This window comes from Leclercia sp. LSNIH3, assembly GCF_002935105.1.
In the GTDB taxonomy this organism is placed as follows: Bacteria; Pseudomonadota; Gammaproteobacteria; order Enterobacterales; family Enterobacteriaceae; genus Enterobacter; species Enterobacter adecarboxylatus.
On sequence record NZ_CP026387.1, the window covers coordinates 3,979,681 to 4,000,572 of the forward strand.

A 20,892-nucleotide genomic window follows, 5' to 3' on the forward strand; every position below is an offset into this window, starting at 1 on the left:
TTAACGCCGCTCGGCGGGTAATTGCGCCGCTTTGTTAACGTCATACCACCAGTTTTCGAACCCGAGGGAGTAGACCGGGCGTTGGGCCGGAAGACCAAATTTATCCCAGCGGGCCACCCGATCCTGGCCCATAAACCACATTGGCAGCATGTAATAGTTCCAGGTCAGGACCCGATCCAGCGCGCGCCCGAGGGGCAGCAGCTTCTCTTTATCGCCCTGCGCGGCAACGATTTGCGCAATCAGGGCGTCGATGGCCGGGTTTTTTACTCCCGGTGAATTATAGGTTGAGTCAATGTACTGGGAAGCCCAGGAGATCTGCAGGTCCGAGCTCGGCCACGGCATGGCCCGCCACAGGCGCGGCATCATATCGTAATCGCGGTTGCGCATCCGGTTGGTAATTTGCGAGTTATCCACCTGGCGAATGTTCATGGTAATGCCCAGCCGTTCAAGGTTGTGCTGGAACGGCAGCACCCACTGATTATTCCCCCCGGAGGGCAACAGCAGTTCAAAACTGAGCGGTTTGCCGGTTTGCGTGTTAACCCGCTGCTTATTTTTGATTGTCCACCCGGCCTCGTCCAGTAGCTGGCTGGCTTTCAGCAGGTTGTTACGATCGTAGCCATCGCCTTTAGAGACCGGCGGCTGAAAGACGGTAGTAAACACCTCGGCGGGGAGGGCGCTCTTCAGCGGGGCGAGGAGCGTCAGCTCCGCGGCATCCGGGTAGCCCTTGGCCGCATACTCTGTATTCTGGAAATAGCTGTTAACCCGACTGTAGGCGCCGTAGAACAGCGCCTTGTTCATCCACTCAAAATCAAAGGCGAGGGTAATGGCCTGGCGGACCCGGCGATCGCTGAATACCGGGCGCTGAATATTAAAGGCCAGCCAGCGCGTGTCCTGAGCGGAATCATTTTTAAGCGCCTCTTTCACGATAAAGCCGCGGTCAAAGTTTTTCCCGATGTAGCGCGTGGCCCAGTTTTTGGCGCTGCTCTCTACCCGCATATCAAACGCGCCCGCTTTGAACGCCTCAAAGGCCACGTTGTCGTCCAGATAGTAGTCGTAGCGCAGGGTATCGAAATTCCAGCGACCCCGGTTCACCGGCAGGTTGGCCGCCCAGTAATCCTTCACCCGGGAGTAGATAAGATATTGCCCCATACGCCAGCTTGTAATGCGGTATGGCCCGCCCGCCAGCGGTGGGGTGGAGAGAGGATCGCTGAGCTTATGATCTTTCCAGAACTTTTCAGGCATGACCGGCAGGGTAAGCAGGCTCAGCATGTCCTCTTTGTTAGGGTTGGCGAGCGTGATGCGTACCGTCAGCGGGGCGATGGCCGTCACCGTAGCCCCTTTATAGACCAGCCGGAACTGTGGCACCCCTTCGGTCATAAACTTATGGAAGGTAAAAGCCACGTCGCTGGCCTTCACCGGTGTGCCGTCATGAAAGCGCGCCAGTGGATTGAGGGTCAACTCCATCCAGGCAAAATCATCGGCGTAGCGGGCCTGCTCGGCCACCAGCGGATAATAGCTGCCTGGCTCATCATCAGACGTCGTAAAAAGGGTGTCGTAGAGGGCGTCGGTACGCTCGGCCGCCACGCCGCGCAGGGCATAGCGGTTGAAGTTATCGAAGGTGCCGTTGGCGGCAAGGGTAAGATTGCCCCCTTTTGGCGCGGCAGGGTTAACGTAATCGTAGTGATCGAAATTGATGGCATATTTCGGCTCGCCAATCACCGCGAACGCGTAGCTCTCTTTAATGGTTTGCGCCTGGCTGAGTCCACTCATCATCGCCATCAGCAGCACTATTATGCGCACAATCATTCCGCGACATTTTCCTCTTGCAGTCTGGCCGGGCAGGATACCTGAATAATAAGTGACGTAGCGGTGGTTGGGAAATTATTCGCTGTCGGGGTGAACGTCAGGCTGCCAGACCAGCAGCTGCTCCAGGCGCATCGGGCGGCTGATCCAGTAGCCTTGCAACATATTGACGCCGTGATCGCGCAGCCACTTCGCCTGCTCGGGCGTCTCGACACCTTCGGCAATGGTCACCATATTCAGCCGCCGGGCGAGCGTCAGCACGGTATCCAGCACCGGGGAGGTCACGGTCTCCAGGCCGATGGCGTTGACAAAGCCGCGGTCGATTTTCAGATAGTCCATGGTAAAACGCTCAAGGTAGATGAGGGCGCTGTGCCCGGTACCAAAATCATCCACCGCGATTTCAAACCCTTCCAGATGCAGCCATTCAAAGAGCTTTGTGGCTTCCCGCTGATTCAGCATATCGCGCTCGGTAATTTCGAGCACAATCTGGAAATGATCCGGCGGCAGCGAGGCGGCGAATTTACGCATATCTTCCTTGAAGCTGTCGGCGTGCAGGTGGCCCGGGGAGAGATTAATGCCCAGCTTGGAACCCGGCGGAAGGCGTTTTTTCAGCGTCGGGGCGTCGCGCAGGATCAGGTCAAAGAGATGCAGCGTCAGTGGCACAATCAACTTCTGTGCTTCCGCAAAGCCAATAAAGGCATCCGGCGGGATCTCCCCGGCACCGGGATGGTGCCAGCGCATCAATACCTCCACGCCGCCCATCTGCAGATTGTTCGCGTCCACGACCGGCTGATAGACCACGTGAAACTGGTTCTGCTTAATCGCGGTGAGGATCTCTTTTCGCGGATTGGCGTGGTTCATCAGCCCATAGAAACAGAGCACCCCGATGCTGGAGCCGCACATCAGACCAAACAGCAGGGCAAAATAGAGATCGGCCATCGTCCAGGTATCGGCATACAGATTAATGGTCAGCGGCAGTCCTTCAATCCGGCTGGAGCGCACGGGGTGTTTATCCAGATCCGAAATGTGAATCAGCCGGTTTGAATAAGTCGAAAAAGAGGTATCGCCGATAATAAGGGCAATACCGGCAAATTCATCCTGGCGGGCGGTATATAACAGGTAGGGAGTCAGGTTGAGATTAATAGAAGTAAATACGCCGCCACTGTCCAGCAGCGGGTTTCGGTGCCACAACACAATGGCCGGTTTTTTCGGCATCATCGGCGTACCGGGCAGCAGAGCCATATCAACATCTTTATTCACGTCGATATTCGGCACCAGTTCGCTGAGGGGGACATTCAACGGCCCGGTTGCTGACGAGCAGAAGGCAATTTTATCTTTTACCAGCAGGAAGGCACGGACGTTAAGGCTGAATGCAGCGCGGGAGGTCAATTCGGCGCTGACCTCGTGGCACTGGCTTAAGGTCAGTGGCTGCAATCTATCGATGGAGATGCGCAGCTCTTTAAAATAATCTGCCATGTAGTCATGGAGGTCGGTAATCAGGTTATCGTATTTCACATCCCGTTTGTGATAACTGAAAAAAAACTGCATACCGCCACAGAGCAGGGCGACAATAAGTCCGGCAAGCACGCTGAGCATCAGCACTTTTCGTCGGGTTGATAAATGGCGGGTAAACATAAATGTAATCGGATCCTGATATGCCGCCCGCGTTATCATGACGGCTAAACTCACGTTACTACCAGACTATAGCCTGGAACGACCAGCCCTGAATGTGTTGTTGAGTTATAAAAAAAAAGCACTGCCGTAGCAGTGCTTTTTTAGCATGCTGTCAGTCAAGGGAAACGGACAGCACTGGCGGTTAACTGCGAGTTAATACACGGCGCGCTTCATTGTAGCGCTTCTTCCAGTAGGGCTCGTTCATACTGGAGATCGTCACACCACTGCTGGTGGACGCGTGAACAAACTGGTCGTTACCAATATAGATGCCGACATGACGGCCGGTTGAACCCGCTCGGAACAGCACTAAATCGCCGGTGCGTAAGCTGCTACGCGAGATCGATTTGCCCATTTCCTGTTGTTCATAGGTTGAACGCGGAAGTTCTAAACCAAACTGTTCGCGGAAAGTACGTTGTACGAAGCCGGAACAATCAATCCCTTTACGTGTATCGCCGCCAAGGCGATAGCGCACGCCTTTCCAGCTAGCATACTGGTCCATTAATCGGGATTTGATATCCAGATTGCTGACCATTTTTTCAAATTCATCCTGAGAGGCTTGCAGTGAAGAGGCGTCTTCTGACCCCACAACACGCGTCTCAGGATGCATATTCTTTGCGGTATTCGATGCGCTACAAGCTGAAAGCAGAACCGCTACTGCAATCGCCGGGATCACCCGTGAGAAGTATCTCAAGATCGGTTGAGATTTGACCATGTTGTTTATTATCCCTTGAAGTCCTTAACGACAAATATCGTTATAAAAAATGCCAAGCGAGACGAGACTAAATACCTGCGCACTATCAGACAATTCTTTATGGTCAAATCTGTGGCGAATCGCACAAATTTATTTACAACGATAATAATTGTAGCGCTGAGGTAAAACGAGTTTGAGAGTACCCGATCGACACGGTCATTGCGAGCAAAAATTGCCAAATTTTTATAAGAAAATGTGATACCAAAAGTTTGCTGCCGGGAGAGCAAAATTGCGGGTTAATTTAGGTTAAGGAATAACCAAACTGTTAATTTCTAACGTGATTATTATGACAGGAAAATGACAGGCTGGGGCAGTGCAAGCAAATAATACATGAGGGATCTGCATTGATCCCTCATTGATACTGTTAATTTCGGTTAGTAACTTGTTTTAAAAATGTTGAATCAGCCAGGCAGGTAGCGATCAAAGAATGCTATTAAACGGTCGCTCAGTGGGGTCATCAGACACCATGGAAGCCCAATCAACGCCACTGAAAGAGAACCGACGGCAATATCGCTGAACCAGTGCGCGCCAATCATTACCCGTGGAAAAGAGAAAACCATAAAAATAATGAGGGCTAATGCGAAAGTCTTATGACCAAAATAACGCCACATAAAAGCGGTGAAAATAAGCAGCATCATCCCGTGATCGCCCGGGAAACTGTCCTTCGAGGCATCTTTTGTCGAAATATGCAGTAATTCACTGACGCGGTAGATATCCGGGAAAAATAGCGTCGGACTTGAGCGTTTCACCGGAATCAGAGCCTGCGCCAGCTGGTTCAGAACCACGGCAGTCAGCAGCATCACCAGGCCAATCATTAGAATGCGCCGACGCCCGGCCGCACTCTCGTTACGCCAGAAGGTCAGCATCAGGTAGCCCATCGCCAACAGGGAACAGACGTCAAAGGCCCGATTATTGGTGATCGCCACCAGCCACAGGAAGGGGCGACTCTCTGCCAGTTTCTGGTTAAAGAAGTGGAATATTCCGCTGTCCAGCGGGAACCAGAAACCGTGGTTGACCGGCAGATACCAGGATAAAAAGAGGCCCAGGCCAGCAAGGTTAAGCAATAAAACAGGTAATAGTCGGGTTTTCATCATTAAGCCGTAAGCAGTTAAAACAGGGCAACGTTAGTTGCCCGAACTTAAACGAAGCTTCAACAAGCTGGACTGTAAGGCGTTCCAGTCGGTGTTAACCGCACTAATTAACTCTATTCGGCTGTCCGGTGGCATTACACCCTGCGTTTCGATGTGAAAATCGGCACCCTGGCGATTGACCTGTAACAGCCCCTCGGGAATACGCATAACACCTTTCACGCGTTCAACCGGTGCCAGTCGCACCCACTCCAGTAAACCGATGGTGTCGAAGCAGGTATCCGCATCGAACACCCAACCACAGGCCTGGTGACCCTGGCCGCTGTTCAGGCTGCGACGCCAACGCTGGTGAGCAGGCAGACTCAGCGCGGCCAGACCCTGTTTTTCGCCGTGACTGTGGGCATGGGCGGCGCTGGCAGGTAACGCTTTCAGATTACGGCGCGGCAGATCGAGCAGGGCCCCATCGATATTTCCCTGCGTGGTACAGGAGAGCTGACGTTCGCCGCCGAAGTGCTGCCACCAGATATCCAGCGCGGCGCGGCTTTCTGCGGTGGCGCGATCCTCTTTATTGGCAATGATGATATCGGCGGCGGCGAGCTGGTCGCGGAAGTTTTCGTTCTGGACATATTTTTCGTCCAGCAGCTGACGCGGGTCGAGCAGGCACAGGGTGGCGCGCAAATCGATCCAGGGTTCATAGACCGGGGCGGTCAGCAGGTCTAGGATCTGCTTCGGGTGGCCCAGCCCGGTGGGTTCAATCAGCAGCCGGTCGGGCTTGCCCTGACGCAGCAGGGTGTTAAGCCCCACCTGCATCGGCAGACCGTTCACGCAGCACATGCATCCCCCCGGGATCTCTTTTACCAGTGCCCCGTTATCGGCCAGCAGTGCGCCATCAATGCCGATCTCGCCAAATTCATTGACCAGCACGGCCCATTTTTCAGCAGGATCTTTGTTCGCCAGCAGGTGCAGTATTGATGTGGTTTTCCCGCTGCCGAGAAAGCCCGTAATGAGGTTGGTTTTAGTCACAGGTGCTCCAGGGGTGATAAATGTAATGCTATAACAATTATCAATAATCCTGGCGCAAAAGAACACCCCTGAGAAGGGGGGAGGGCGAACGGGAGGCTTCCCGCTCGCCTTAAGCGCACCAGAGGTTAAATCTGGAGCGTATCGATAATGGCCTGGCGCGCGCCCGACTGGCTAATGCGCTGGTAAGCCCGGGTGATGGCCTCTACAAACTGCGGATCCTGCGGCAGGTCGGTGCCGAAAATTTCAGTGAGCGCCAGCAGGGCGGTAACGCGCTCCTCTTCGCTGCTGGTCTCTACAATGGCGCGGATCTTATCGCTCAGCGGATCGCGTACATCAATGGCGTGGCCTGCATCGTCCACGCCGCTGACGTAGCGCATCCAGCCCGCGACGCCGAGGGCCAGCAGCGGCCAGGCGGTGTCGCGCTGGCGGTGGAGGCGAATACTCTCCAGCATCCTTTGAGGCAGTTTCTGGCTGCCGTCCATGGCAATCTGCCAGGTGCGGTGCTTCAGCGCCGGGTTGGCGAAGCGGTCAATCAGGCTGTCGGCGTAGGCGGTCAGATCCACCCCGGTGATGCGCAGCGTCGGTGCCTGCTCCTCAAGCATCAGGCGACGGGCGGCGTCACGCAGCGCGCTGTCGGCCATGCAGTCGTTAATATGGGCGAAACCGGCCAGATAACCGAGGTAGGCCAGGAAGGAATGGCTGCCGTTAAGCATACGCAGCTTCATCTGCTCCCACGGCAGGACGTCCTGCACCATCTGCACGCCCGCCACTTCCCACTCCGGGCGACCGGCGACGAAGTTATCCTCGATCACCCACTGGATAAAAGGCTCACTGCTGATGGCGCAGGGATCGTCAACTCCCACTTCACGGGCGATCTCTGCAAGGGAATCATCGGTGGCGGCGGGGACAATCCTGTCCACCATGGTGCCCGGGAAGCTGACGTTATCGGCGATCCACTCAGCCAGCTCCGGGGAACGCTTGTGGGCCATGCCCAGCACCGCGTTTTTCACCACATGGCCGTTATCGGGGATGTTATCGCAGGAGAGTACGCTGAACGGCGACAGACCCCGCTCGCGACGGCGATGCAGGGCTTCGACGAGGATCCCCGGCGCGGAGTGCGGCGCATCGGGATGCTCCAGATCGTGCATGATGCGTTCATTGCGGGTATCCAGCTTGCCGGTGGCCGGATCGATGCAGTAGCCCTTTTCGGTAATGGTCAGGGAGACGATTGCTACCTGTGGCTCGCAAAATTTCTCAATAATGGCGGCCAGCGAATCAAGCCTGGCGTTCAGGCATTCATGAACTGCCCCGACGATAATTGGCTGATTACCCTCAGCCCCTTTTTCCAGCACCGTAAACAGATGATCCTGTGCGCGCAGCTGGCTCATCAGCGTATCGCCGCTAAACAGGCTAATCTCACATATCCCCCAGTCACCGCCTCTGGCGTTCAGCACCCGATCGGTCAGGAGCGCCTGATGCGCACGATGAAAGGCACCAAAGCCGAAATGGACGATACGGGAGCGTAATGCCTGACGATCGTACTGCGGCTGTAACACGTGAGCGGGTAGCGCGGTGGAGGCAATTGTCTTCATGAAATACACACCTGATTAACCATTAATTAACAATGCCAGTGTAAAGTTATATGACAACAAATTGAATTGGTGAGCCGTAAATATCCGGGAACTGTGAGATGGATCAATCAATATAGCGAGACGCATTGACCTGCCTGATCATGCATGTATGGTAGTCGTCATTAAGATAGATAATATTGGTATAACAACTTTAGAGGGTGAATCAATGGAACAAACCTGGCGTTGGTACGGGCCGAAAGATCCGGTTTCTCTTGATGATGTGCGTCAGGCTGGCGCAACGGGCGTCGTCACCGCACTGCACCATATTCCCAATGGCCAGGTGTGGCCGGTGGAGGAGATCAAACAGCGTCAGGCGCTGCTGGCCGAGAAAGGGCTAACCTGGTCGGTGGTGGAAAGTATTCCGGTTCACGAAGAGATCAAAACCCACTCCGGCAACTACCAGACCTGGATTGCGAACTACCAGCAGAGCATCCGCAACCTGGCGGCCTGCGGTATTGATACCGTGTGCTACAACTTTATGCCTATCCTCGACTGGACCCGTACCGACCTGGAATATGAAATGCCGGACGGCTCAAAAGCGCTGCGTTTTGACCAGATCGCCTTTGCCGCGTTCGAATTGCACATCCTGAAGCGCGAAGGCGCGGCGGCAGATTACACCGCGGCAGAGCAGCAGCAGGCGCAGGTGTGGTTCGACACCGCCAGCGAAGCCGATATTGAAAAGCTAACCCGCAACATTATCGCCGGCCTGCCGGGGGCGGAAGAGGGCTACACCCTCGACCAGTTCCGCGCGCGTCTGGCTGAGTATGGCAACATCGACAAAGCGCAGCTGCGGGAAAACATGGCGGTCTTCCTGCGGGCCATCGTGCCGGTGGCGGAAGAGGCGGGCGTGCGTCTTGCGGTCCACCCGGACGATCCGCCGCGACCTATCCTCGGCCTGCCGCGTATTGTATCCACCATTGAAGATATGCAGTGGCTGAAAGAGACGGTCGATAGCATCAACAACGGCTTTACCATGTGCACGGGTTCATACGGCGTTCGGGCCGATAACGACCTGGTGCAGATGATTGAGACCTTCGGCGACCGCATTCACTTTACCCACCTGCGGGCAACCTGTCGGGAAGATAACCCGAAAACCTTCCACGAAGCGGCGCATCTTGGCGGCGACGTGAACATGGTGGCGGTCGTCGATGCAATTCTGGGTGAAGAACAGCGTCGTAAGCGGGCAGGCGATTTGCGTCCGATTCCGTTCCGCCCGGATCACGGGCACCAGATGCTGGATGATCTGCGTAAGAAAACCAATCCGGGGTATTCCGCGATTGGGCGTCTGAAAGGGATGGCGGAAGTGCGCGGCGTGGAGCTGGCCCTGAAGATGACCAAATATCCTGAGCTGCTGTAACAGCTATTGCCCGGTGGCGTTATGCTGACCGGGCCGACAAAAAAACCGGCCATTGAGCCGGTTTTTTTATGCGTGCTTTTGCAGGCCGGGTAAGGCGAAGCCGCTACCCAGCAAAACAGCGCGCAGGATCAGTCAGCACGACCCATATAGCGTTTTTCTTCGATATGGATGCGGATTTTCTCGCCTGCGGAGAGGTATTCCGGCACCTGCACGACCAGACCGGTAGTCAGGGTCGCAGGTTTGTTACGCGCGGAGGCGGAAGCACCTTTAATGCCCGGGGCCGTTTCCACGATCTCCAGATCGACAGTCTGCGGCAGCTCCAGCGCCAGCAGGACGCCATCCCAGGTCAGAACCTGCATATCCGGCATCCCGCCTTCCGGGATAAACAGCAGCTCTTCTTCAATCTGATCTTTGGTGAAGATGTACGGGGTGTAGTCTTCTTTATCCATAAATACGTATTCGTTGCCGTCAACGTAGGAGAAATCGACATAACGACGGGTCAGGGTAACGGTATCCACGATATCGTCGCCTTTGAAACGCTCTTCAACTTTCAGACCGGTACGCACATCAGCAAAACGCATTTTGTACAGCGTTGCTGCGCCACGGGCGCTGGGTGCCTGAATATCGATGTCTTTCACAATCAGCAGCTTGCCGTTGTAATTCAGCACCATACCTTTCTTAATTTCATTCGCTCTTGGCATTGCAGTAATCCTGTTCACGGGAAGGTCAAAAATATCGCGTCAAAGTACTCGCGCGCGGCATTTCAGGCAAGTGGATTTCGTGGCTTTTGCTATCAATACGCAAAAGGTGTTACTGTGCGCGTCACGCCCGCGGGAGCGGCTTTCTTTCAGGTAACGTACGTATATGGATTGCCGTTCGGACTGCGGAGCATGTTGCACCGCGCCCTCCATCTCCAGCCCCATCCCCGGGATGCCCAACGGCAAGCCTGCCAATACCCCCTGCGTACAGCTTGACGCGCAACAGCGCTGCAAAATCTTTGGCTCGCCGCTGCGGCCCAAAGTGTGCGCCAGCCTGCAGCCGTCGCTCGAAATGTGCAGCACCTCGCGTACCCAGGCCATGACCTGGCTGCTTGACCTCGAGACGCTCACCGCGCCTTAAATATCCTTAATGCGCGTCAGGCAGAGCGTCGTCAGGATGCACATCCCCAGTGCAATCCAGAACACGGCGTGATAGCTCCAGATTTCGGCGACGACCCCGGCCATGGAGCCGGCGATAATCCAGCCCACGCGGGTGGTATTGGTGTATAGCGTGGTCGCGGCACCCGCCTGTCCCGGCATCAGATCCTGGAAGTAGAGCATGCCGATCCCGGCGAGAATGCCGATATAGATCGCGTTCAGCAGCTGTAATCCCAGCAGCAGCGCGGGAGAATGGGCGGTCAGCATCCCGACGTAAAACAGGAGTCCGGCGACGGCAGCAATGCGCATCAGGAAGCGTTTCCCGAAGCGTTTTGCATAGTAACCGGCAATCAGCATGGTCGGGATCTCCAGCCCGGCCGCTGTCCCCATCATCACCCCCGCCAGTTTCTCGGACAGATGCAGCTCATTAATAATGAACAGCGGCATATTGATGATGTACAGGCTGTTGGTGCCCCACATTAACGTGCAGATGGTAAACAGCAGCAGGGCGTCACGACGGTTGCGGCGCGGTGATTCCAGCACCCCGGTCGCCAGCTTCGGCTCTTTGCGCATCGTCGGCAGGAAAAACCAGACCATCGCCCCACAGACCACAAACGCCACCGCGGCGCTGAGATACATTGCCGGAAAACCAAACCCCATCGCCAGGGCGTAAGCCAGCGGCGGCCCGACGACCCATGCGAGTGACACCTGAGCGCGCAGGATCGAGCTGAACATCACCGCTTCGCGGCCGGTATGGTCTGCGTGTTCGCGGGCTAAGGCAAAGAGCTGCGGGTTGGCGGTGGAGCCAAAGCTACTAAGAAACACGCCGACAAACAGCAACACGAAATAGTTACGGTTCCAGGCGAACAGCAGGCAGGCAAACACGCCCATCAGGCAGCAAAAAACGATCAGGGACTTGCGGTCACCTTTCTTATCCGAACGCCCGGCCAGAAACTGGCTGACCAGAATGCCGATGATGGCGCTGCCGGTAAAGAAGAAGCCAACCATGGCTGGACGGGCATGAACCTCGTTCGTGAGGAACAGACTCAGCGTAGGAGTTTGTAACGCACCGGCGATACCGGTGAGGAAGGCAACAATCAAAAACGCCGATGAGGTCAAATCAAATGACTTCCGGGGGACGGCGGCGGGGGTCGTGTGCATGTTTCTGTATCAGTGATATGAAGAAAGGCGGAGTTTACGCCGCTTGTCAGAAAATAGACAGAAAACCGGATCATTCATCCTACGAAAAATCAAAATCCCCTTTCAAAAGGTTTTCCGCTTTTGCTGAAGTTGCTGAAACAGAGCGGTGGATTTCAAAACAGATTTGTAAAAATGCGCTGCCTGCCAACAAAACGTGCTGCACATCTAATTTTTGTATGCTGAATTGTAACTTTACTTGCAAGCTTTTGTAGAAAGAGCAAGACTTCTTGAAACGTTTCAGCGCTATCCGGTATCTGTTTGCCAACCCAAATAGCGTATTTTTTCTTATCTAAGCTGAATCGATTCAATTTCAGCAGGAGTGGAGAATCATGTTCCAGTTATCCGTGCAGGACATCCATCCGGGCGAGCAGGCCGGATCAAAAGAAGAGGCTATCCGGCAGATCGCCGCAGCGCTGGTGCAGGCAGGCAATGTCGGCAATGGCTATGTTGACGGCATGCTCGCTCGCGAACAGCAAACCTCAACCTTCCTTGGCAATGGCATCGCCATTCCGCATGGCACCACCGATACCCGTGACCAGGTACTGAAAACCGGCGTTCAGGTTTATCAGTTCCCGCAGGGCGTGCTTTGGGGTGAAGGCCAGGTAGCCTATGTCGCCATTGGTATCGCCGCCAGCAGCGACGAACACCTCGGCCTGCTGCGTCAGCTGACGCACGTGCTGAGCGATGACGCGGTGGCTGAACAACTCAAATCCGCGACCACCGCCGAAGAGCTGCGTGCCTTGCTGATGGGTGAAAAGCAGAGCGAAGCCCTGAAACTGGATAACGACATGCTGACCCTGGACGTGGTGGCTTCCGATCTGGTGACCCTGCAGGCGCTCAACGCCGGTCGCCTGAAAGAAGCGGGTGCTGTCGATACCACTTTTGTTGCCCATGCGATTAACGACAAACCGCTGAACCTCGGTCAGGGCGTCTGGCTGAACGACTGTGCTGAAGGCAACCTGCGCAGCGCTATCGCCGTCAGCCGTGCGGCTACCGCGTTTGATACCGCCGGAGACACCACCGCCATGCTGGTGACTGTTTCCATGGCCGATGAACAGCCGGTAGAGGTGCTGAAGCGCCTGAGCGACCTGCTGCTGAACAAAAAAGCTGAACAACTGCTGAAAGCCGATGCCGCTACCTTGCTGGCGCTGCTGACCAGCGATGATGTGAATACCGATGAGCTGCTGAGCGCTGAATTTGTGGTACGTAACGAACATGGTCTGCATGCCCGTCCGGGCACCATGCTGGTGAATACCATTAAGCAGTTCAACAGCGACGTTACCGTCACCAACCTCGACGGCAGCGGTAAACCGGCCAACGGTCGCAGCCTGATGAAAGTGGTTGCGCTGGGCGTGAAGAAAGGCCATCGCCTGCGTTTCACCGCGCAGGGTGCGGATGCTGAACAGGCGCTGAAAGCGATTGGCGATGCCATCGCGGCCGGTCTGGGGGAGGGCGCATAATGAGCAGACGTGTTGCCACTATTACGCTGAACCCGGCTTACGACCTCGTGGGCTTTTGCCCGGAAATCGAACGCGGCGAAGTTAACCTCGTGCGTACCACTGGCCTGCACGCGGCAGGTAAAGGGATTAACGTTGCAAAAGTGCTGAAGGATCTCGGGATTGACGTCACCGTCGGCGGCTTCCTTGGCAAAGATAACCAGGATGGTTTCCAGCAGCTGTTCAGCGAGCTGGGGATCGCCAACCGTTTTCAGGTGGTGCAGGGCCGTACCCGCATCAACGTGAAATTGACCGAAAAAGATGGCGAAGTGACCGACCTGAACTTCTCCGGTTTTGAAGTCACCCAGGCCGACTGGGAGCGTTTTGTGAATGACTCCCTGACCTGGCTTGGTCAGTTCGACATGGTCTGCGTCAGCGGCAGCCTGCCGTCCGGCGTCAGCCCGGAAGCCTTTACCGACTGGATGACGCGCCTGCGTAGCCAGTGCCCATGCATCATCTTTGACAGCAGCCGCGATGCGCTGGTGGCGGGTCTGAAAGCAGCGCCGTGGTTGGTGAAACCTAATCGTCGCGAACTTGAGATCTGGGCTGGCCGTAAGCTGCCAGACTTAAAAGATGTGATTGACGCCGCCCATGCTTTACGTGAGCAGGGTATCGCGCATGTGGTGATCTCTCTGGGCGCAGAGGGCGCGCTGTGGGTTAACGCGTCCGGCGAATGGATCGCCAAACCGCCATCGATGGAAGTGGTCAGTACCGTGGGAGCAGGTGATTCGATGGTCGGCGGGTTGATCTATGGCCTGCTGATGCGCGAATCGAGTGAACACACATTACGTCTTGCCACCGCCGTTGCTGCCCTGGCTGTCAGCCAGAGCAATGTCGGGATTACCGATCGTACCCAGTTAGCCGCGATGATGGCGCGCGTTGACTTGAAACCCTTTAACTGACAGCAGGAGAGGCATAATGAAAACGCTGCTGATTATTGACTCTGCACTCGGACAGGCGCGCGCTTATATGGCGAAAACCTTGCTGGGTTCAGCGGGGCATAAAGCACACCTTGATTTTATCGATAACCCGGGCGATGCCGAACTGGTCATTGTACTGGGCGACACGATCCCGGCCGACAGTTCACTGAACGGCAAAAAAGTGTGGCTGGGCGATATCAATCGCGCAGTCGCCCACCCGGAACTGTTCCTGAGCGAAGCGAAAGGCCATGCGGCGCTGTACACCGCACCTGTCGCGGCGGAACCGGCAACGGCTGTGACCAGCGGTCCGAAACGCGTGGTGGCGGTCACTGCCTGCCCAACTGGCGTAGCGCACACCTTTATGGCCGCAGAAGCCATTGAAACCGAAGCCAAAAAACGCGGCTGGTGGGTAAAAGTTGAAACCCGCGGTTCAGTGGGCGCAGGCAATGCTATCACCCCGGAAGAGGTGGCGGCAGCGGACCTTGTGATCGTGGCGGCGGATATCGAAGTGGATCTGGCGAAGTTTGCCGGTAAACCGATGTATCGCACCTCAACCGGTCTGGCGCTGAAGAAAACGGCCCAGGAACTGGATAAAGCGCAGGCAGAAGCGAAACTGTTCCAGCCTGCGGGTAATACCGCGTCTTCGGCTTCCGAAGGCAAGAAAGAGTCTGCCGGTGCCTATCGTCACCTGCTGACAGGCGTCTCCTACATGCTGCCGATGGTTGTGGCGGGTGGTCTCTGTATCGCGCTCTCCTTCGCCTTTGGTATCGAGGCGTTCAAAGAGCCAAACACCCTGGCAGCGGCATTAATGCAGATTGGTGGAGGCTCGGCGTTCGCGCTGATGGTGCCTGTGCTGGCAGGTTACATTGCGTTCTCCATCGCTGACCGTCCAGGTCTGACCCCGGGTTTGATCGGCGGTATGCTGGCGGTGAGCACCGGTTCTGGCTTTATCGGCGGGATCATCGCCGGCTTCCTCGCAGGCTATGTGGCGAAGCTGATTAGTTCGAAGCTGAAACTGCCGCAAAGCATGGAAGCCCTGAAACCGATCCTGATCATTCCGCTGTTCTCCAGCCTGATTGTTGGTCTGGCCATGATCTACCTGATCGGTAAACCGGTTGCGGGTATCCTCGAAGGCCTGACCCACTGGCTGCAAACCATGGGTACCGCCAACGCGGTCCTGCTGGGTGCAATCCTCGGGGCGATGATGTGTACCGATATGGGTGGTCCGGTGAACAAAGCAGCCTACGCGTTCGGTGTTGGCCTGCTGAGTACCCAGACTTATGCACCGATGGCAGCCATCATGGCTGCGGGCATGGTGCCACCGCTGGCGCTGGGCCTGGCGACCCTCGTTGCCCGTCGTAAATTCGACAAGGCGCAGCAGGAAGGGGGTAAAGCGGCGCTGGTTCTCGGCCTGTGCTTCATCACCGAAGGGGCTATCCCGTTTGCGGCTCGTGACCCGATGCGCGTTCTGCCGTGCTGTATCGTCGGCGGTGCCGTGACCGGTGCCATCTCCATGGCGGTTGGCGCAAAACTGATGGCGCCGCACGGCGGTCTGTTTGTTCTGCTGATCCCGGGTGCGATTACCCCGGTGCTGGGTTACCTGCTTGCAATTATCGCCGGTACGCTGGTGGCAGGTCTCTCTTACGCGGTGCTGAAACGCCCGGAAGCTGAGGTAGTTGCTGCGAAAGCCGCATAAGCATTCTTCATTCAAAAAGGGCAGAGGCGACTCTGCCCTTTTTTTTGCATTTAAACGTGCAACGAATCAAACGCTTTTGTCGAACAGAAGGGGGCAGGGCGGGTAGCGACACTACCGCGGCAGGTGACGGGCGATGTTCCGCGCCACGCCACCCGCTGCGTGCTGAATAGCTCCCGGATGAGATGAAGATTCAGGGAAGCGAATGTCGGCCATACCTCGCTTATCCATATGGATGGCACGAGCACGACACAATCATCCTGTTCGGTGAGGATACAACCCTTGTCTGTGATTGCCCCTTTGCGCATTCACTCCATGAGGTGTGCAGCAATGCGCGAACGGCTGAGATCAAGGGTCTTGTCAGGCTGTTGAATAAAAGGGGTGCGCCGCAGGATCGGCGTTTCCCTTTCGTTCATCCTTATGCGGTGGCCTCGGTGTACTGTTGTGCTTTCAACCAGGCGATCTCTTCTGCCCAGATATCCGGATTGATGGTTTCCAGCACCATCGGAATGCCGTCGAAACGCGGGTCCTGCATGATAAAGCGGAACGCATCGTGGCCGATGTTGCCTTCACCCAGGCTGTGGTGGCGGTCAACGCGGCTGCCAAAGGCGCTTTTCGCATCGTTGAGGTGCATTCCGCGCAGATACTCAAAGCCAACAATCCGTTCGAATTCCGCGAAGGTCTTTGTACATTCTTCCATGCTGCGCAGATCGTAACCGGCGGCAAAGGCATGGCAGGTATCAATACAGACGCCAACGCGGGTTTTATCTTCCACACCGTCAATAATGGCCGCCAGATGTTCAAAGCGGAAACCGAGGTTGCTGCCCTGTCCGGCGGTATTTTCAATCACCGCCGTTACCCCTTGCGTCTTGTCCAGCACGATATTGATCGACTCGGCGATCCGCGCCAGGCAGGCGTCTTCATCAATTTGCGTCAGATGGCTGCCCGGGTGGAAGTTCAACAGCGTCAGACCGAGCTGCTCGCAGCGCTGCATCTCATCGAGAAAAGCCTCACGTGACTTCTCCAGCGCCTCCTGAACCGGGTGGCCGAGGTTAATCAGGTAGCTGTCGTGCGGCAGGATCTGGCCGGAAGTGAAATGGTATTTTTCGCAGGCCGCTTTGAACTCATCAATTACCTGAGTGGTTAAGGGGGCGGCACGCCACTGGCGCTGGTTTTTGGTGAACAGGGCGAAGGCGGTCGCCTCAATTTCGGCGGCACGAATGGCGGCATTCGCCAGGCCGCCAGCAGCACTGACGTGTGCTCCAACATATTTCATACAGGGACTCCTGTTAACCCACAAACGCTTATGATAGCGGGTTAACAGGAGAAGGATGAAGTGGTTTATGCCAGCAGGCTATGAACCGCCAGGTTAATGGCTCCCCCGCCTACAATCAGCCAGACGAAGAGCAGCAGTGCCATCAGCAGCGGTTTAGCCCCGGCTTTTTTCAGGGCGCTGACGTGGGTGGTTAAGCCCAGCGCCGCCATCGCCATGGCCAGCAGCACCGTATCCAGCGTCACCAGCATATCCACCACGGCTTTTGGCAACAGATGGAACGAGTTAAACACCGCCACCACAATAAACAGGATCGCAAACCACGGAATGGTGATTTTGCTCTTCTCGCCGCTGCCTGCCGGGGCAAGGTGTTTTACCCTTGCCGCCAGGATCAGCAGGAAGGGGGCCAGCATCATCACCCGCAGCATTTTGGCGATCACCGCCGCATTTTCCGCTTCCGGGTTGATGGCGTGACCGGCTGCTACCACCTGGGCCACTTCGTGCATCGTCGAGCCGATGTAAATCCCGTAGGTTTCCGGGCTAAACCAGTGCGCCACCAGCGGATACATCGCCGGATAGAGGAAGATCGCCAGCGTACCGAAGATCACCACTGTCGCGACGGCAACCGTCACCTTACTGGACTCGGCCTTCACCACCGGCTCGGTCGCCAGCACTGCCGCGGCACCGCAAATGCTGCTCCCGGCACCAATCAACCAGCTGGTCTGTTTGTCCAGTCCGAACACTTTCTGGCCAATAACGCAGGCCAGTGTAAATGTGCTGGTCAGGGTTAATACGTCGATGACAATCCCGCTGACGCCAACATCGGCAATCTGCGCGAAGGTCAGGCGAAAACCATAAAGGATGATCCCGAGGCGCAGCAGGTGCTGTTTGGCGAAGATCACGCCGCCATCACACGGCTTGTAAATCTGCGGATAGACCGTATTGCCGATGACCATCCCCAGCAGGATGGCCAGCGTCAGGGCGCTGAATCCCGCCCCTGCAACCGCCGGAATACTGCCGCCCCATAACGCAACGCCGGTGACCAGCGCGCTCAGCGCTAAGCCCGGAATGTAGTGCCACACTGTACGATGATGTTCCAGAGTGAGTGTTGTCATAACCTTCTCCTTTTCTCTGGCTAAAGATTACGGCGCGCTGGTTTAAAAATAAAATTGATTATATATTTATAATTAATCTTTATAAGTGGTAAGCAGGACGCTTATCTTATCGGACGACAACTATGCACATTACGTTACGCCAGCTTGAGGTCTTTGCTGAGGTGCTGAAAAGTGGCTCGACCACGCAGGCCTCGCAGATGCTGGCGCTGTCGCAGTCTGCGGTCAGCGCCGCCCTGACCGATCTTGAAGGCCAGCTGGGGGTTCAGCTCTTTGACAGGGTAGGGAAGCGGCTGGTGGTCAACGAACACGGGCGCTTGCTCTATCCCCGCGCATTGGCCCTGCTGGAGCAGACCATCGAGATCGAACAGCTGTTTCGTGAAGATAATGGCGCCATTCGCGTCTTTGCCAGCAGCACCATCGGCAACTATATTCTGCCGGAGGTGATTGCCCGCTACCGCCGTGATTTCCCGGGGTTACCGCTGGAGATGAGCGTCGGCAATAGCCAGGATGTGATCAACGCCGTGATCGATTTTCGGGTTGATATCGGCCTTATCGAAGGCCCGTGCCACAACGCCGACATCATTGCCGACCCCTGGCTGGAGGATGAGCTGGTGGTCTTCGCCTCGCCGGCCTCTTCTTTATTACAGCAGGAGGTGACGCTGGAACGGCTGGCGCAGGCGCCGTGGATTTTACGCGAGCAGGGATCCGGCACGCGGGAGATCGTCGATTATCTGCTGCTGTCGCATCTGCCGCAGTTTCATATGGGTATGGAGCTGGGCAATTCAGAGGCGATTAAACATGCGGTGCGCCACGGCCTCGGCATCAGCTGCCTGTCGCGTCGGGTGATTGCCGAACAACTGGAGAGCGGCACGCTGGTGGAGATCCCCGTTCCGCTGCCGAACAAGCTGGTGCGTACCCTGTGGCGTATCCATCATCGCCAGAAACACCTCTCGAACTCCCTGCAGCGTTTTCTGCGTTACTGTGAAATGTAAGCCCGCCCGGCGGCGTTCTGCCCGCCGGGATCGCGTCCTCGCACCGATTTAATTCTCTGCTTTACTTATAATCCTGGCCCGGTCATGAAGCTCTCTTATAACAGGGCATTTGTGCCGGAAGCGCTGGCGATCGTCTGCTACAATCGCGCCTCATTTTTTGAATGGACAGCATTTTCATATGGTTTCCGAAACTAAAACCACAGAAGCGCCCGCGCTACGTCGCGAACTCAAGGCGCGTCACCTGACGATGATTGCCATTGGCGGTTCTATCGGTACAGGTCTTTTTGTCGCCTCTGGGGCGACCATTTCTGCAGCGGGTCCTGGCGGTGCGCTCTTTTCTTATATCCTGATCGGTTTGATGGTCTATTTCCTGATGACCAGCCTGGGCGAACTGGCGGCGTACATGCCGGTATCCGGTTCTTTTTCTACCTATGGTCAGAAATATGTGGAAGAGGGCTTTGGCTTCGCGCTGGGCTGGAACTACTGGTACAACTGGGCGGTGACTATCGCCGTGGATCTGGTGGCATCGCAGCTGGTGATGACCTGGTGGTTCCCCGATACGCCGGGCTGGATCTGGAGCGCTATCTTCCTGGGGCTGATCTTCCTGCTTAACTACATCTCCGTGCGCGGTTTTGGCGAAGCGGAATACTGGTTCTCGCTGATCAAAGTCGCCACAGTGATCATCTTTATCGCCGTGGGTGTGGCGATGATTGTCGGCATCTTCAAAGGCACTGAACCTGCGGGCTGGAGCAACTGGACCCTTGACGATGCGCCTTTTGCCGGGGGCTTCTCGGCGATGATTGGCGTGGCGATGATCGTTGGCTTCTCCTTCCAGGGGACTGAACTTATCGGCATTGCCGCCGGTGAATCCGAGAACCCGGAGAAGAACATTCCGCGCGCGGTGCGGCAGGTCTTCTGGCGTATCCTGCTGTTCTATGTGTTCGCAATCCTGATTATTAGCCTGATCATTCCGTATACCGATCCAAGCCTGCTGCGTAACGACGTGAAAGATATCAGCGTCAGTCCGTTTACGCTGGTGTTCCAGCATGCCGGTCTGCTCTCTGCGGCGGCGGTGATGAATGCGGTGATCCTGACGGCGGTACTGTCGGCGGGTAACTCCGGGATGTATGCCTCTACCCGTATGCTCTACTCCCTGGCCTGTGATGGCAAAGCGCCGCGTATTTTCGCTAAGCTGTCTAAAGGCGGCGTGCCGCGTAATGCGCTGTATGCCACCACCGTGATTGCCTGCCTCTGTTTCCTGACCTCAATGTTTGGTAACCAGACGGTCTACCTGTGGCTGTTGAATACCTCGGGGATGACGGGCTTTATCGCCTGGCTGGGTATCGCTATCAGCCACTACCGTTTCCGTCGCGGCTATGTGAAGCAGGGCTACGACATTAACAACCTGCCGTACCGCTCCGGGTTCTTCCCGCTGGGTCCGATCTTTGCCTTTGTACTGTGTCTGATCATTACCCTGGGCCAGAACTACGAAGCCTTCCTGGCCGACACCATCGACTGGGGCGGCGTGGCAGCCACCTATATTGGTATCCCACTGTTCTTGATCATCTGGTTCGGCTACAAGCTGACGAAGGGATCGAAGTTTGTCAGCTATAGCGAAATGGAATTCCCGAATAGCTTCAAAAAATAACCGCAACGCCTCTCTTTAACCCGCTCACTCGAGCGGGTTTTTTTTATCTCCATACTATGCAGTCTTGACATAACTTTTAACAATTGAATTGA

At 56.0% G+C, this 20,892-nt stretch carries 17 protein-coding genes and 1 pseudogene; 7 read left to right on the forward strand and 11 right to left on the reverse strand.

The annotated features are described in order from the left end of the window. From C3F35_RS19275 to C3F35_RS19305, 6 genes are all read right to left on the reverse strand, one after another. The gene (locus C3F35_RS19275; RefSeq protein ID WP_103792182.1) at positions 1–1,806 is read right to left on the reverse strand and encodes an extracellular solute-binding protein; all 1,806 of its coding nucleotides are present in this window, start codon (positions 1,804–1,806) and stop codon (positions 1–3) included. A gap of 75 nt (positions 1,807–1,881) precedes the next feature. Beyond that, positions 1,882–3,438, reverse strand: coding sequence for a cyclic di-GMP phosphodiesterase (locus tag C3F35_RS19280; RefSeq protein WP_103792181.1), 1,557 nt, complete (start codon positions 3,436–3,438; stop codon positions 1,882–1,884). 181 nt (positions 3,439–3,619) lie between these two features. After that, on the reverse strand, positions 3,620–4,189 hold the full coding sequence (gene mepS, locus C3F35_RS19285) for a bifunctional murein DD-endopeptidase/murein LD-carboxypeptidase (protein WP_077226278.1): 570 nt from the start codon (positions 4,187–4,189) through the stop codon (positions 3,620–3,622). Between the two features lie 440 nt (positions 4,190–4,629). Beyond that, positions 4,630–5,319 (reverse strand): phosphatase PAP2 family protein, encoded by a 690-nt coding sequence (locus C3F35_RS19295; RefSeq protein ID WP_032612654.1) that lies wholly within the window; start codon positions 5,317–5,319, stop codon positions 4,630–4,632. Between the two features lie 33 nt (positions 5,320–5,352). After that, positions 5,353–6,339: a CobW family GTP-binding protein gene (locus C3F35_RS19300; protein ID WP_103792180.1), complete on the reverse strand. Its 987-nt coding sequence runs from the start codon at positions 6,337–6,339 to the stop codon at positions 5,353–5,355. Positions 6,340–6,464: 125 nt separating this feature from the next. Continuing rightward, complete coding sequence (locus C3F35_RS19305; RefSeq protein WP_103792179.1) at positions 6,465–7,931, reverse strand: mannitol dehydrogenase family protein; 1,467 nt, start codon at positions 7,929–7,931, stop codon at positions 6,465–6,467. Positions 7,932–8,136: 205 nt separating this feature from the next. Here C3F35_RS19305 and uxuA point away from each other — a divergent pair, with 205 nt between their 5' ends. Then, a complete protein-coding gene (uxuA, locus tag C3F35_RS19310; RefSeq protein ID WP_032612648.1) occupies positions 8,137–9,327 on the forward strand; it encodes a mannonate dehydratase in 1,191 nt (396 codons plus the stop codon). A 128-nt stretch (positions 9,328–9,455) separates the two neighbouring features. Here uxuA and yeiP read toward each other — a convergent pair whose 3' ends face one another. Then, positions 9,456–10,028 (reverse strand): elongation factor P-like protein YeiP, encoded by a 573-nt coding sequence (gene yeiP / locus C3F35_RS19315; RefSeq protein WP_014884579.1) that lies wholly within the window; start codon positions 10,026–10,028, stop codon positions 9,456–9,458. Positions 10,029–10,191: 163 nt separating this feature from the next. Between yeiP and C3F35_RS19320 the strand changes: the two genes are divergently transcribed. Beyond that, positions 10,192–10,446: a YkgJ family cysteine cluster protein gene (locus tag C3F35_RS19320; RefSeq protein WP_077226275.1), complete on the forward strand. Its 255-nt coding sequence runs from the start codon at positions 10,192–10,194 to the stop codon at positions 10,444–10,446. On the opposite strand, the gene setB is transcribed toward C3F35_RS19320, so the two are convergent. Next, positions 10,443–11,624, reverse strand: a complete 1,182-nt coding sequence (gene setB, locus C3F35_RS19325; protein ID WP_032612642.1) for a sugar efflux transporter SetB — start codon at positions 11,622–11,624, stop codon at positions 10,443–10,445. The two genes, C3F35_RS19320 and setB, sit on opposite strands and share 4 nt — an antisense overlap. Before the next feature lie 368 nt (positions 11,625–11,992). On the opposite strand from setB, the gene fruB reads away from it, so the two are divergent. From fruB to fruA, 3 genes are read left to right on the forward strand one after another with little or no spacing between them, the layout of a single operon-like run. Next, positions 11,993–13,123 (forward strand): fused PTS fructose transporter subunit IIA/HPr protein, encoded by a 1,131-nt coding sequence (gene fruB / locus C3F35_RS19330; RefSeq protein ID WP_032612640.1) that lies wholly within the window; start codon positions 11,993–11,995, stop codon positions 13,121–13,123. Next, entirely contained in the window at positions 13,123–14,061 is a 939-nt protein-coding gene (fruK, locus tag C3F35_RS19335; protein ID WP_032612637.1) for a 1-phosphofructokinase, read from the forward strand. The genes fruB and fruK overlap by 1 nt, the downstream gene beginning before the upstream one ends. A 16-nt stretch (positions 14,062–14,077) precedes the next feature. After that, entirely contained in the window at positions 14,078–15,775 is a 1,698-nt protein-coding gene (gene fruA, locus C3F35_RS19340) for a PTS fructose transporter subunit IIBC (protein ID WP_032612635.1), read from the forward strand. Between the two features lie 120 nt (positions 15,776–15,895). Here the strand turns inward: fruA and C3F35_RS27100 are convergent. The 3 genes and pseudogenes from C3F35_RS27100 to C3F35_RS19350 all read right to left on the reverse strand — a co-directional run. Beyond that, positions 15,896–16,188 (reverse strand): annotated as a pseudogene (locus C3F35_RS27100) (kinase); the annotation flags it as partial. Between the two features lie 2 nt (positions 16,189–16,190). Next, complete coding sequence (gene nfo / locus C3F35_RS19345; RefSeq protein ID WP_103792178.1) at positions 16,191–17,048, reverse strand: deoxyribonuclease IV; 858 nt, start codon at positions 17,046–17,048, stop codon at positions 16,191–16,193. Between the two features lie 65 nt (positions 17,049–17,113). After that, positions 17,114–18,160: a YeiH family protein gene (locus C3F35_RS19350; protein WP_059307512.1), complete on the reverse strand. Its 1,047-nt coding sequence runs from the start codon at positions 18,158–18,160 to the stop codon at positions 17,114–17,116. A gap of 122 nt (positions 18,161–18,282) precedes the next feature. Between C3F35_RS19350 and yieE the strand changes: the two genes are divergently transcribed. Further along, positions 18,283–19,152: a DNA-binding transcriptional regulator YeiE gene (gene yieE / locus C3F35_RS19355; protein ID WP_032612627.1), complete on the forward strand. Its 870-nt coding sequence runs from the start codon at positions 18,283–18,285 to the stop codon at positions 19,150–19,152. Positions 19,153–19,330: 178 nt separating this feature from the next. Beyond that, positions 19,331–20,800 (forward strand): amino acid permease, encoded by a 1,470-nt coding sequence (locus tag C3F35_RS19360; protein ID WP_032612625.1) that lies wholly within the window; start codon positions 19,331–19,333, stop codon positions 20,798–20,800. Positions 20,801–20,892: the final 92 nt, after the last annotated feature.